The organism is Hoyosella altamirensis (assembly GCF_014191505.1).
Classification (GTDB): Bacteria; Actinomycetota; Actinomycetes; order Mycobacteriales; family Mycobacteriaceae; genus Hoyosella; species Hoyosella altamirensis.
Map to the genome: position 1 here is coordinate 275,192 of NZ_JACHWS010000004.1, position 13,085 is coordinate 288,276.

At 63.5% G+C, this 13,085-nt stretch carries 13 protein-coding genes; 12 read left to right on the forward strand and 1 reads right to left on the reverse strand.

The genetic code is table 11. The features are described 5' to 3' along the window. Positions 1-41 precede the first annotated feature (41 nt). Positions 42-344, forward strand: coding sequence for a hypothetical protein (locus tag FHU29_RS20230; protein ID WP_157094853.1), 303 nt, complete (start codon positions 42-44; stop codon positions 342-344). Continuing rightward, positions 341-1,255 carry a hypothetical protein gene (locus FHU29_RS20235; protein ID WP_064438340.1) on the forward strand — a complete coding sequence of 305 codons (915 nt, stop codon included), beginning with the start codon at positions 341-343 and terminating at the stop codon, positions 1,253-1,255. The genes FHU29_RS20230 and FHU29_RS20235 overlap by 4 nt, the downstream gene beginning before the upstream one ends. On the opposite strand, the gene FHU29_RS20240 is transcribed toward FHU29_RS20235, so the two are convergent. After that, positions 1,175-2,110 carry a dienelactone hydrolase family protein gene (locus tag FHU29_RS20240; RefSeq protein WP_064438339.1) on the reverse strand — a complete coding sequence of 312 codons (936 nt, stop codon included), beginning with the start codon at positions 2,108-2,110 and terminating at the stop codon, positions 1,175-1,177. The genes FHU29_RS20235 and FHU29_RS20240 overlap by 81 nt on opposite strands. Before the next feature lie 200 nt (positions 2,111-2,310). On the opposite strand from FHU29_RS20240, the gene glmS reads away from it, so the two are divergent. The 10 genes from glmS to groL all read left to right on the forward strand — a co-directional run bounded on the left by glmS (position 2,311) and on the right by groL (position 13,027). Beyond that, entirely contained in the window at positions 2,311-4,173 is a 1,863-nt protein-coding gene (gene glmS / locus FHU29_RS20245) for a glutamine--fructose-6-phosphate transaminase (isomerizing) (protein WP_064438338.1), read from the forward strand. Between the two features lie 18 nt (positions 4,174-4,191). Then, positions 4,192-5,679, forward strand: coding sequence for an NAD(P)H-hydrate dehydratase (locus tag FHU29_RS20250; RefSeq protein WP_064438337.1), 1,488 nt, complete (start codon positions 4,192-4,194; stop codon positions 5,677-5,679). Positions 5,680-5,684: 5 nt separating this feature from the next. Beyond that, entirely contained in the window at positions 5,685-6,881 is a 1,197-nt protein-coding gene (gene alr / locus FHU29_RS20255; RefSeq protein ID WP_064438672.1) for an alanine racemase, read from the forward strand. A gap of 4 nt (positions 6,882-6,885) precedes the next feature. Continuing rightward, on the forward strand, positions 6,886-8,103 hold the full coding sequence (locus FHU29_RS20260; protein ID WP_232322830.1) for an alpha/beta fold hydrolase: 1,218 nt from the start codon (positions 6,886-6,888) through the stop codon (positions 8,101-8,103). Then, positions 8,039-8,515 carry a tRNA (adenosine(37)-N6)-threonylcarbamoyltransferase complex ATPase subunit type 1 TsaE gene (tsaE, locus tag FHU29_RS20265; RefSeq protein ID WP_260152979.1) on the forward strand — a complete coding sequence of 159 codons (477 nt, stop codon included), beginning with the start codon at positions 8,039-8,041 and terminating at the stop codon, positions 8,513-8,515. Before FHU29_RS20260 ends, tsaE begins: the two co-directional genes overlap by 65 nt. 32 nt (positions 8,516-8,547) lie before the next feature. Continuing rightward, a complete protein-coding gene (tsaB, locus tag FHU29_RS20270; RefSeq protein WP_064438670.1) occupies positions 8,548-9,258 on the forward strand; it encodes a tRNA (adenosine(37)-N6)-threonylcarbamoyltransferase complex dimerization subunit type 1 TsaB in 711 nt (236 codons plus the stop codon). After that, a complete protein-coding gene (gene rimI, locus FHU29_RS20275; protein ID WP_064438335.1) occupies positions 9,255-9,716 on the forward strand; it encodes a ribosomal protein S18-alanine N-acetyltransferase in 462 nt (153 codons plus the stop codon). Before tsaB ends, rimI begins: the two co-directional genes overlap by 4 nt. Further along, positions 9,713-10,750, forward strand: coding sequence for a tRNA (adenosine(37)-N6)-threonylcarbamoyltransferase complex transferase subunit TsaD (tsaD, locus tag FHU29_RS20280; protein WP_064438334.1), 1,038 nt, complete (start codon positions 9,713-9,715; stop codon positions 10,748-10,750). Before rimI ends, tsaD begins: the two co-directional genes overlap by 4 nt. Before the next feature lie 223 nt (positions 10,751-10,973). Continuing rightward, positions 10,974-11,276: a co-chaperone GroES gene (groES, locus tag FHU29_RS20285; RefSeq protein ID WP_013808821.1), complete on the forward strand. Its 303-nt coding sequence runs from the start codon at positions 10,974-10,976 to the stop codon at positions 11,274-11,276. A gap of 137 nt (positions 11,277-11,413) precedes the next feature. Then, positions 11,414-13,027 (forward strand): chaperonin GroEL, encoded by a 1,614-nt coding sequence (gene groL, locus FHU29_RS20290; protein ID WP_064438333.1) that lies wholly within the window; start codon positions 11,414-11,416, stop codon positions 13,025-13,027. Positions 13,028-13,085 lie beyond the last annotated feature (58 nt).

Sequence of the window (13,085 nt, forward strand, 5' to 3'; positions counted from 1 at the left end):
GTATGCCCCCGTTGGGGATCAATTGGTGCAAGGGGATCGGTGTGGGTAGCGGAATTACGGTAGGACTTGACGCTGCGATCGAAGTGCGGGCGCGGCTCGCTCGTGCCGCAAGTGCCGCGGCGGACGCCGCACTCCTATCGCGTCATGCTGAGCTTCTGCAGTCTGGCGAGGCAGCTATCGACCGGGCATGTGCAGAGCTTCGTAACTGGACCGAAGCCTACGCTGTCACTCGCAGCCAATTCGCGGTGAGCATCCCGGCTGCGATGGACAGCCTCACGCACCAGGAGCAGGACAACGCACGGTACCTCCGTACGGTGGCACTATCACACGGACTTGAGCTGTGACAGCGCTCTCCGGGGTCTCCGGGGCCGCTGCGCTGCACGTCCGCAATCTGATCGGCGCCCATTCGGAGGCAATACGAGTTCTTGCCGGCGTCGGCGACGTCGCGGTGCGGGCTGCTCACACTGTGGGCGAGCCGAGCGAAGGGTATGCCCCCGCCTATGGCGCAGCTGAACTGGTCGCGCTGATGACCGCAGAAGAGCGTATCGATCTCGCGGATTGTGCGGCGATTGCGACGCTGGCGAGCAGAATGACGCAACTCCTCACCGACGCTGCAATGCAAGAACACGCGGCAGCGCAGGTCCTTCACGGTGCGGCGGCAGCGCAGGCTTTACAGCATGCAGAGATTTCACGGCAGGCAAGCGAGAGAACAGCTGAAGCCGCGCGAGTACTTGAGCGTGCGGCGGACGGTGTGGCGGCGGCGCTCTGTCACAAGTTTCGCGCATTGAGCGCACTGAGCAACACGGCACTAGACGGGGTGGCCGTCCGCGACCTCTCCGCAATTGTCGAGCACCTTTCGGACAACAAACTCTTGTCGTCGCTCCTGGAGCTGGGCTTAGTGCAGGACGGAGTCAGCCGATGGGTGCGAGAGCGGTTACTGCCTTTCGCGGAGGAAATCGAGCGCCGCATCGTCGCGGAGTGCGTGTCCTGCGACGAGACCGTCACCGCGGAGTTCATCCGGGCAGCGACCGCCATCGGCGCCATCACCGCAATCAACACGAGCGTGGAGGTTGTGAGCGAGCCTGCGCCTCAGCTTCTGGCTGAAGCGATACCGGAGCCCGTTACACCGGCGCCGAACCAGGGCACGGAGACGACTCTGCTGTGGGAGGAGCCGTCAGCGCCGCGGGAGGAGTCCTCCGGCGCCTTGCTCCATCGGTCCAGTGACTTCGGCCTGCACCGTGAACGGACCAGTTAGCGGCTGGGCCTCGGTCGGCGGGGCGAAGAGCGCGATGAATTCGTCCTCAGGCAACGGGTCGGTGGGGTCCACCGTGAATGTGCCTTTCAGGGGCACCTCGGGATCGGCGAAAACGTTGTATGTTTTGTCTTCCGCGAGCTGGGAAAGTAGGTAGCCCGTCAGCAGGGCCCGCGTGATTCGCTGCGTCTTCCGATTGCCTTTACCAAGTCCAAGCCAGTTCAGCATGCTGCGTCCCTCGAGGATGCCGGCAACCGTTGACTTCTCCACGAGACGAAGCACAGCATCCCCCTTCCACTCCGCAGCTACCGCGCGCGCGTTCGAGGAAATCGACTTCAGTTCAGCCGCGAGGATGAGGGCGGGGACGTCAAGTTTCGCCGCTGCCCTTTCCGCTGAGGGGCTGACGGGTGCCGGATACAGCGACGCCACCGTTTTGACTTGCTTCCCGGAACGAGCAGCCGCAGCGAGAATCGCAGCGCCCGCCCCGAAGCCGTGTCCAGCGAGAGCGAGCTTCGAGGGATGAACGCTGATTTCGCCAGGCCCGAGCCGGACACTCGTGCAAATCTCCAGGGTGGTGTTGAGATCGGCGGCCAGCCGGTTCGCGGATGGTACGAGACCGCGTTCGGTCGATGGGGCCGCGACAACAAAACCCCATGACGCGAGATGTTTGAAGGTTCCGATGTAACGGTCGGGGCTGGTCATCCATTGATGCCCGAACGCGATCGCGGGCAGGCTGAACCCGCTCTCCGGCGTGAAAACAAGTCCTGGCATGCCAGCCATCGCGAGATCGCCGCGCAGCACGCGGTGCGGCCCGCGTCGCGACAGCTTTGCAACGAGCTTCTTAGGGTTTGACGCCACGTTGTCGACGTTAGCTCACATTCCCCGGGTCTCGGGGCAAGTGTGTGAGACGCGCGTGAATGTCGGTGACGGCGATTCAAGCCGCGACACTCGGCCGAGGTGAGGAACGTCGCTGGTCAACGCCTACTGTGGGCAAGTGCGCACCGCCGATTGACGAGACGCGCGGCTATCACTTGAAAAGGGAAGTAGGCTGTTGCGTTATGTGCGGGATTGTCGGGTATGTCGGCCACCGCGAAGCACTAGACATCCTTGTCGAGGCACTACGCCGGATGGAATACCGGGGTTATGACTCGTCAGGCGTGGCAGTGCTCGACGGGCAGGGCAGCGTTGCAATAGAAAAGCGGGCCGGCAGGCTTGTCAACCTTGAATCCGCTTTGGCGGAGGCAGGGCAGGGCGAGTTCGCGGGTACTGCCGGGATGGGTCATACTCGATGGGCTACCCATGGGCGTCCGACGGATCGGAACGCGCATCCGCACACCGATGAAACCCGGCGTATCGCGGTTGTCCACAACGGCATCATCGAGAACTTCGCGCCGCTGCGCGGCGAACTCGAAGATGCCGGCGTGGAGTTGCTCAGTGACACGGACACTGAGGTTGCGGTGCACCTTGTCGCTCGCGCTTACGCGGAGGGTGACACGGCCGGTGATTTCGAGGCGAGCGCGCTGAAAGTGCTGCGCCGCCTTGAAGGGGCCTTCACGCTCGTCTTCACCCACGCTGATCACCCGGGCACGATCGTGGCTGCGCGCAGATCCACGCCGCTGGTTGTCGGTGTCGGCGAGGGCGAGATGTTCGTTGCCTCAGATGTTGCTGCATTCATCGAGCACACTCGTGAAGCCGTGGAACTCGGCCAGGACAACGTCGTTGTGATCACCGCGGACGAGTACCGCATTCTGGATTTCGACGGGAACCCCGAAGCCGGGCATCCGTTCCATATTGACTGGGACCTCGAGGCCGCGGAGAAGGGCGGCCACGATTTCTTCATGCTCAAGGAGATCGAGGAGCAGCCCCTCGCAGTCGCGGACACGTTGCGTGGACATTTCACCAACGGGCGCATCGTCCTTGATGAGCAGCGGCTTTCGGACCAGGACCTTCGCGATATCGACAAGGTCTTCGTCGTGGCGTGTGGCTCGGCCTATCACTCTGGACTAGTGGCGAAGTACGCGATTGAGCACTGGGCTCGGCTGCCTGTCGAAGTAGAACTCGCAAGTGAATTCCGCTACCGGGATCCTGTGCTTGACCGGTCCACGCTGGTAGTTGCGATTTCACAGTCAGGCGAGACAGCGGACACGCTTGAAGCGGTGCGCCATGCGCGCGACCAGAAGGCTCGTGTGCTCGCGGTATGCAACACCAATGGTTCGCAGATCCCTCGTGAGTCTGATGCGGTGCTGTACACCCATGCGGGACCAGAGATAGGTGTGGCTTCGACCAAGGCCTTCCTTGCACAAGTCGCGGCCAACTACCTTGTTGGTCTCGCGCTCGCGCAGGCTCGTGGCACGAAGTATCCCGATGAGGTTGCGCGGGAGTTCAAGGATCTGGCGGAAATGCCCGCGCTGATCGAGAAACTGCTGTCGAACGTCGAAAACGTCCGTGAACTGGGCCGTGAGCTGGGACAGCAGTCGACGATCCTCTTCCTCGGCCGCCACGTGGGGTACCCCGTTGCGCTTGAGGGCGCCCTGAAACTCAAGGAACTTGCGTACATCCACGCTGAGGGTTTCGCTGCAGGTGAGTTGAAGCACGGCCCGATCGCGCTGATCGAAGACGGCCTGCCGGTCATCATCGTCATGCCGTCACCCAAGGGACGTGCGGTGCTGCATTCGAAGCTGCTCAGCAACATCAGAGAGATCCAGGCGCGCGGGGCACAAACCATCGTCATCGCGGAAGAAGGAGACGAGGCGGTGCGCCCATTCGCGGACCATCTCATCGAGATTCCCGCGTCTCCGACGCTGCTTCAGCCACTGCTGTCGACCATCCCGCTGCAAGTCTTCGCAGCCCAGGTCGCTCAAACCCGAGGGTACGACGTCGACAAGCCGCGGAATCTGGCAAAGTCCGTCACCGTCGAGTAATCGGTCTGGTGAGCTGGCATGACAGTCCCGTACTTCACTGCTGACGAAATTCGGACCGCAGAGGCGGAACTCTTCGCACGTGTTGCGGAGGGGGTACCGATGCGCCGCGCATCGTGGGGGTTAGCGGCCGAGGTAGCAGCCGAACTCCGACGACGGACCGGTGGCATTGCGGGGCGGCGCGTCGGGGTGCTCGCAGGCTCTGGTGACAACGGTGGCGACGCGCTTTGGGCGGGCGCGTTCCTGCGTCGACGGGGCGTCGCGGTTGAGGCGGTGCTGCTGAAACCGGAGCGGGCCCACAAAGCCGGACTGCGAGCGTTGCTGCAGGCCGGTGGTCGTGTTGTTGCCGAACTTGGGCCTGCCGACCTCGTGCTCGATGGCATCGTCGGCATCTCAGGCAAAGGGTCCTTGCGGCCCGACGCGGCTCGGCACGTCGCGGCCGTCACCGCGCCAATTGTGGCTGTCGATTTGCCAAGTGGAGTCGACCCCAACACGGGGAGCGTAGACGGCCCCGCAGTTCAGGCTGCACTCACCGTCACTTTCGGCGGGTACAAACGTGTTCATGCCCTTGCCGCACATCAATGTGGGCGAATCGTGTACGTACCCATCGGTCTTGAACTGCCCAAGTCGATGGTGCAATCGCTGACAGATACGGAAGTTGGCGGAGCGTGGCCGGTGCCGGCCGCTGAGGATGATAAGTACACACAAGGCGTCGTGGGCATCTCGGCGGGCTCCGACGTCTACCCCGGTGCGGCCGTACTGTGCGTGGGCGGCGCGGTGGCAGCGAAGTCGGGAATGGTCCGGTATGCCGGAACCGCGCGCGAGCAGGTGCTTGCACGGTACCCAGAAGTCATCGCGACCACAGCGATCGAGGACGCTGGCCGCATTCAGGCCTGGGTCGCGGGTCCAGGTTTCGGAACCGGGAAGAAGGAGTCGAAGGTGCTCGCTGCGCTTCTCGCGCAGGAGCTCCCCACTGTCGTCGACGCCGATGGATTAACGCTCGTAGCTCACAACCCCAGCCTGGTGCGCGGGAGAAAGGCGCCGACCCTCCTGACACCGCACGCGGGGGAGTTCGAGCGGCTTACGGGTGCGGCGCCCAGCCCCGACAGGCTCGCTGCGACGCAGCAGCTCGCTTCGGACTGGGGCGTCACGGTTCTACTCAAAGGCCGAGCGACAGTGATCGCTGATCCTTCCGGCGAAGTCCTCGTCGTTGAGGCCGGAAGTTCCTGGGCGGCGACCGCCGGTTCTGGGGATGTCCTTTCCGGAATCGTGGGTGCACTGCTGGCCAGCGGCGCGTCACCGCTAATCGCTGCTGCGATGGGCGCACACGTGCACGCACGCGCGGCACTCATAGCGGCGGGCGCCCCGGGCGCACCTGCTTCAGCATCGACGCTGATGGGTGCTGTGCGTCCAGCCATCGGCGCATTGCGATTAGCGGCAACACCCGGTGTGGCGGATGCCACCAAGCGTGCCGGATACCGGTCGCTGATGGCAGGATCTGCACCGTGACTTCCATGCACGGAACATCCACGCCGGGCGGGTTCGCATCGCCGCTGCAGAGCGAAGTGGCATCCCGCCCACAGTTCGAAGCCGCGGTCGATCTGAGGGCCATTGCTGCGAACACCGAGGTATTGAGGGAATGCGCTGGGTCTGCGGACGTCATGGTTGTCGTCAAAGCAGATGGTTACGGCCACGGCGCGGTGCCAGTCGCACGGGCGGCGCTCGCTGCGGGCGCATCGCAACTCGGCGTCGCGACAGTCGAGGAGGCAGTACACCTCCGGGATGCCGGTATTGATGCGCCGCTGCTGTGCTGGCTACACACGCCCGACACTGATTTCGCGCCGGTGCTGTCACGAAACGTCGATATTGGTGTGGCGTCGCCGCGCCACCTTGACGGTGTTCTCCGGTCGGTGCGGCTAACTGGAATACAGGCGCGCATCGCGGTGAAGGTCGATTCGGGGCTCAACCGTAACGGTGTCTCGTCCTTCGAGTGGCCCGTCCTGCGTGATGCTCTGCGGAAAGCCGTAGCGGAAGACGCGGTCGTTCTGACCTCATTCTTCTCCCACCTCGCCCACGCAGACGAGCCCAACCACCCCATCATCGATCAGCAAGCGGCGAGGTTCCGGGAGACGGTCGCTGACGCCGAGCAGCACGGTCTTGAGCCTGGGCTCTTACATCTCTCCAACTCCGCCGCGACGATGACCCGGCCGGACTTGCGCTTCGATATGGTGCGTCCGGGGATCGCGCTCTATGGACTTTCTCCCGTCCCGGAGCGCGGACAGATGGGTCTGCGGCCTGCCATGACGGCCAGGACGCGGGTAGCGCTCATCAAGCGGGTCGCAGCCGGGGAGGGCGTCTCCTACGGGCACGTATGGATCGCGCCGCGAGACACGAACGTTGCGCTCCTTCCAGTCGGGTACGCCGATGGAGTGTCGCGTCTGCTCACGGGCAAGTTCGGGGTGCAGATCAACGGTCACCGGTACCCGGCCGTGGGTCGTGTCTGTATGGACCAGTTCGTTGTCGATCTGGGGCCGGAAGGTGGCGCTGAGGGCGCTGTGGCTGTGAAAGAGGGCGATACGGCAGTGCTGTTCGGTCCAGGGGACGAGGGGGAATCTCTGGCCCAGGACTGGGCGGATGCGCTCGGCACCATTCACTACGAGGTCGTGACCGGTATAAAGGGGCGCGCAGTGCGCACCTACGTGGGGGGTTAGTGTGGTGGCGGAACCGGTTGCGCAGGAGCAACCCGACTTAGCTGATGAGCACGAACGCGAAGGAAAGCCGCCACGGCGGCCTGGCCGACGCAGGCGTGGCGTCGGTCGCGGCGTGGGACGGCTGGTGCGCGCGGCGAAGCTAAGGCGGTCAGCAAAGAGCGTCGGTGCTGACCCGGAGGGCCGTTCCAGCAGAACAGCTTTCGAACATGACTTCCGTCTCATGCAGACAGACCGGGCGAGCATCGTGCTGACCGAGGACCACCTGCTACTGAACGTGCGCGAAGTTGGCCCTCCGGATGCACCGCTAACTGTGGTGTTCGCGCACGGTTTCTGTCTGCATATGGGCGCGTGGCATTTTCAGCGCATAGACCTTGAGCGCACCTTCGGTGACGACATCAGGATGGTGTTCTACGACCAGCGAGGGCATGGCCAATCGGGTATGCCGTCGGCTGAGTCGAGCACAATCCCGCAACTCGGGCGCGACCTGGCAGCGGTGATCGAGCAGAAGGCTCCAACCGGACCCCTGATTCTCGTCGGACACTCGATGGGTGGCATGACCGTCCTGGCATTCGCGCGGCAGTATCCCGACGTTGTTCGTCAGCGCGTCATCGGGGTGGGGCTCGTTGCGACCGCGGCAAGCGGGCTCTCGGCTGCGGGCGTCGCCCGCGTGCTCGACACGCCTGCTGTGAAGGCCGCGCGGCTGGCGGTTAAGGCAGCTCCGGCCGTGGTGCAGCAAAGCCGGGATGTCATCCGGCCTATTCTGTCGCCAATCTTGAAGGTCACTTCATATGGCGATCGCAGGATCACACCCGAGGTCGCTCGCTTCTCCGAGCAGATGACCAATGAGACCAACCTGTTCACGATGGTCAACTTTCTCGCTGCGCTTGTCGAGCATGACGAATCTTTGGCGCTTCCGGTGCTGAAGCCGATCCCAGCGCTCGTCGTGTGCGGGGACGGCGACATGGTCACCCCATTCCGGAACTCAGTCGCGATGGCAGAAGCATTGCCGCATACAGAGTTGTTGCGCGTGCCGAAAGCCGGGCACATGGTGGAAATGGAGCAGCCACAGGTCGTTTCCGAAGCGCTCGAACGGTTGATAGATCGCTCCCTTGAACACGCACGGACGGAAAGGTCTCTCACGGGTGTATTCAGAGCAGTTGCTGACCGTGCAGGACACGGAGGAGTTTGGTCAGCGTTTGGCGGCAGACCTCACCGCAGGTGATGTTGTCGTCCTGTCAGGGCCGCTCGGCGCCGGCAAGACAGCGTTAGCCCGTGGTATTGGTGCTGGTCTCGGGGTTATGGGTGTTGTTAGTTCGCCGACGTTCATCATCGCGCGAGAACATCGCGCCGGGGTGTCCCGGCGCGGCGGGGGGCCGCCGGTCGCGATGGTTCACGTCGACGCTTATCGGCTGCTCGGTGATTCAGACCGCGCCCATGATGGCGGTCGGCTCGCGCTCGATGAGCTTGACGCGCTCGATCTGGACACCGAACTCGACGATGCAGTGGTTGTCGTGGAATGGGGAGAAGGGCTCGCGGAGCGGCTTGCCGACCGGCATTTGCTCGTGCGTCTCGAGCGTCATACTGATGACGAGGTTCGCGTAGCCCACTGGCAGTGGGTCAATCACACGAAGTAGTGGACAACCCTGAACCGGTACTCTGGACACTCGTGCTGGTAGTTGCGGTTGATACGTCCACCCCTGCGGTAACTGCGGGTGTTGTCCGGCTTGGCCGGTCAGAACACTCGACGGAACTGTGTCCGCGTGTCCTGGCGACGCGTGTGACAGTGAATGCGCGAGCGCACGCTGAGGTGCTCACGCCGCAGATTCTGGCCTGCCTGGAGGAAGCGAACGTCCAGCGCAGCGAGATTGATGCGATTGTCACGGGAACAGGTCCCGGCCCGTATACGGGCCTGCGTGTCGGCATGGCTACGGCGGCCGCATTTGGCGATGCCCTGGGTGTGCCGGTGTATGGGGTGTGCAGCCTGGACGCGATGGCGGCACAGGTGGGTCCGGGGCAGGAGCTCCTGGTGGTGACTGACGCTCGCCGGCGCGAGGTCTACTGGGCTCGCTACCGGGATGGCCACCGGATTGAGGGGCCAGCGGTGCATCGTCCCGCCCACGTCCAGGCGGATCCCTCACACGTCATTGCGGGATCGAGAGATCACGCTGACCTGTTCAGCCTGCCGTACGTCGAGGTCCAGAGCCCGGCCCCCGCAGGTCTCGTCGCTGTCGCAGCACGAGACATTGTCGATCGCCGCGTACCCGATCCGCTGGTACCGCTGTATTTACGGCGGCCCGACGCGACTGAACCGGGTGCACCGCGCCGTGAGCCAGATCCGATACCGCCGCCAGGGTTCCTCACCAGAGGTACGGCATGACGACGGTACTCCTGCGCCCTCTAGCAATGGGAGACACCAAGCGCTGCGCAAATCTGGAACGCCAGCTTTTCGCGCGCGATAACCCATGGCCGGCCTGGGCTTTCGAGCAGGAACTCCGGAGCCCCGACCACCACTACGTCGCAGCGGATTGCGACGGGCAGTTAGTCGGCTACGCCGGAATTGCGCTTCTGGGCCCGGCTGACGATCCTGAGAACGAAATCCACACGATCGGGGTGGACCCTAAGTATCAGCGCCGCGGCATCGGCCGGATGTTGCTCGATGATCTGCTTGCCGTTGCTGATCTGCACGGCGGGCCAGTGTGGCTCGACGTCCGGACGGACAACGAAGCCGCTCAGGAGCTCTACCGCGGCGTGGGCTTTGAAGTGGTCGGGCTCCGGAAACGTTATTACCAGCCAAGCGGCGCCGACGCTTATGTAATGAAGAGGGAGGGGCCGTGATTGTTCTCGGTATCGAAAGCTCGTGTGACGAGACGGGCGTGGGGATCGCTGAGCTGAACTCCGACGGGTCGGTCACGCTTCTGGCCGACGAAGTGGCATCGAGCGTTGACGAGCACTCACGGTTCGGGGGCGTTGTTCCTGAGATCGCGTCGCGTGCGCATCTCGAGGCGATCGTTCCGACGATGCGCAGAGCACTCGATGCGGCTGGTATCTCGAAACCCGATGTGGTCGCTGCAACGATCGGCCCGGGACTGGCTGGAGCCCTATTGGTGGGTGTCGCGGCCGCGAAAGCCTATGCCGCGGCGTGGGATGTGCCGTTCTATGCGATCAACCATCTGGGTGGCCACGTCGCGGTGGATGCTCTAGAGCATGGCCCACTGCCGCCGTGCGTCGCGCTACTCGTTTCGGGCGGCCACACGAGTCTGCTCCACGTTCGTTCCCTCGGAGAACCGATCACGGAACTCGGAGCCACCGTGGATGACGCGGCAGGGGAAGCCTATGACAAGATCGCGAGGCTCCTCGGGCTTGGCTATCCCGGTGGCCCCGTACTCGACCGGCTTGCACAGACAGGCGATCGTCATGCGGTCACCTTTCCGCGGGGGATGACCGGTCCTCGGGACGCGCGGCACGCGTTCTCCTTCTCCGGCTTGAAAACTGCTGTCGCACGCCACGTTGAGCAAGCCGAGCGCGCTGGCAGACCGGTGAGCAAAGCGGATGTCGCAGCGTCGTTCCAGGAAGCAGTGGCTGACGTCCTATCGCTGAAAGCGGTGAGGGCCGCGCTGGACACCGGCGTGTCGACGCTCGTCATCAGCGGCGGCGTGGCCGCGAACTCACGGTTGCGGGAACTGGCGGAAGAGCGTTGCGAGGCCGCGGGTCTCGAGTTGCGTGTGCCGAGGCCGCGGCTGTGTACGGACAACGGTGCGATGATTGCGGCTCTTGGTGCGCATCTGGTGCATGCCGGTGCGGAGCCGTCTGGGCTCGGCGCCGCGACAGATCCGGCTTTATCCGTGACGGTGAGTCAGATTCGCGGTTAGCGAGGCCATAAGCCCGTTCGGCGGGACCGCGTTCGCTGCAGGCTGACCGCATATGCGGGCGCCGGCCTTGAGTGCTAGCACTCTCGTGTATAGAGTGCTAGTCGACGCGGAATTGGTCCCGGCACCCGCGACGACGGGGCTCGAAGAAGTGTCGCGAATCGTAGAACGAACCAAGCCGTCCGGTCGTCAAACCGGACACCATCGCAAATGTGGAGGGTTCATCGTGGCGAGCGTGAACATCAAGCCGCTCGAGGACAAGATCCTCGTTCAGGCTAACGAGGCCGAGACGACTACCGCCTCCGGTCTGGTTATTCCTGATACCGCTAAGGAAAAGCCGCAGGAGGGCACCGTTATTGCAGTCGGGCCCGGCCGCTGGGATGAGAGTGGCGCAAAGCGCATCCCGCTCGACGTCAAAGAAGGCGACGTCGTGATTTACAGCAAGTACGGCGGCACCGAAATCAAGTACTCCGGTGAGGAGTACCTGATCCTGTCGGCGCGTGACGTCCTCGCAGTCGTGTCGAAGTGACGCATCTGCCGATCTGACACTACTGACCGCCCCGGCGCCCAAGTCATTGAACTATTGGGACCGGGGCGGTCGGGCATCCATGGGCGGGTCTCCCACTGAGAACGTCCGCCCGCAATCTCAGGAGCACAGAGACCGACATGTCGAAGCAGATTAAATTCAATGAAAATGCGCGTCGCGCGCTAGAGCGTGGTGTGGATGCGCTCGCTGACGCGGTAAAAGTGACACTTGGGCCGCGTGGTCGTCACGTTGTCCTCGCCAAGGCGTTCGGTGGTCCGGTCGTCACCAACGACGGTGTGACGATTGCCAAGGACATCGACCTTGAAGATCCGTTTGAAAACCTCGGCGCTCAGTTGGTGAAGAGCGTCGCAACCAAAACCAACGATGTCGCGGGTGACGGGACGACCACAGCAACCGTTCTGGCGCAGGCGATCATCAGCGCCGGTATACGCAACGTGGCAGCAGGTGCCAACCCGATGTCCCTCGGTATCGGTATCGGTAAGGCGGCAGAAGCGATCGCGGAGCAGCTTGTCGCGACCGCGACACCCGTCGAAGGTGAGTCGGGGATTGCCCAGGTGGCGACGGTTTCTTCACGTGACGAGGAGATCGGGAACATGGTCGGCCAGGCCATGACCAAGGTCGGCGTCGACGGTGTTGTCACGGTGGAAGAGTCATCGTCGCTGCTGACTGACCTCCATGTCACAGAGGGTGTGCAGTTCGACAAGGGCTTCCTGTCGCCGTACTTCATCACCGACCTTGATGCGCAGGAAGCTGTTCTCGAGGACGTTCACATTTTGCTGTACCGGGACAAGATCAGCTCACTGCCGGACTTCCTGCCCCTTCTCGAGAAGGTCGCCGGAACCAGCAAGCCAGTACTGATTGTCGCGGAAGATGTGGAAGGCGAACCGCTCTCCACATTGGTCGTCAACGCGGTGCGTAAGACACTGAAGGCCGTTGCTGTGAAGGCGCCGTTCTTCGGGGACCGCCGCAAGGCCTTCCTGGAAGATCTCGCTGTCGTGACCGGCGGACAGGTCATCAATTCCGATGTTGGTTTGACGCTCAAGGACGCTGGCCTGGAGTTGCTGGGCCACGCACGGCGTGTGGTAGTGACGAAGGACAGCACCACGATCGTCGACGGCGGTGGCACTGATGAAGCGATCGCTGACCGGGCAAATCAGTTGCGGCGCGAAATCGACAACGCCGACTCTGACTGGGACCGCGAGAAGCTCGAAGAGCGTCTCGCGAAGCTCGCTGGTGCTATCGCGGTGATCCGGGTCGGTGCGGCCACGGAAACTGAACTGCGTGAACGTAAGCACCGGGTTGAAGATGCGGTGCACGCTGCGAAGGCGGCTGTCGAAGAGGGCATCGTTCCAGGCGGCGGTAGCGCTCTCGTCCAGGCGCGCTCCGCCCTTGCAGGCGACTTGGGCCTGACAGGCGACGCGGCAGTCGGCGTTCGTGTGGTGTATGAGGCTCTTGCCGAGCCGCTGAAATGGATTGCCCGCAACGCTGGCCTCGACGGCTCTGTCGTGGCATCCAAGGTAGAAGATCTGCCCGTGGGTCACGGCTTCAATGCCGCGACGCTGGAGTATGGCGATCTCGTCGCACAGGGGGTAATCGACCCCGTGAAGGTGACCCGCAGTGCGGTGATCAATGCTGCGTCTGTTGCACGAATGGTGCTGACGACTGAGAGCGCCATCGTCGAGAAGCCCGAGGCGGCGGAACCAGAGGCTCACGGCCACGGCCACAGCCACTAAATCCCCACGATTCGTGCCCGGTCATCGCTTTGGATGGCCGGGCACGTTTTGTTGATTC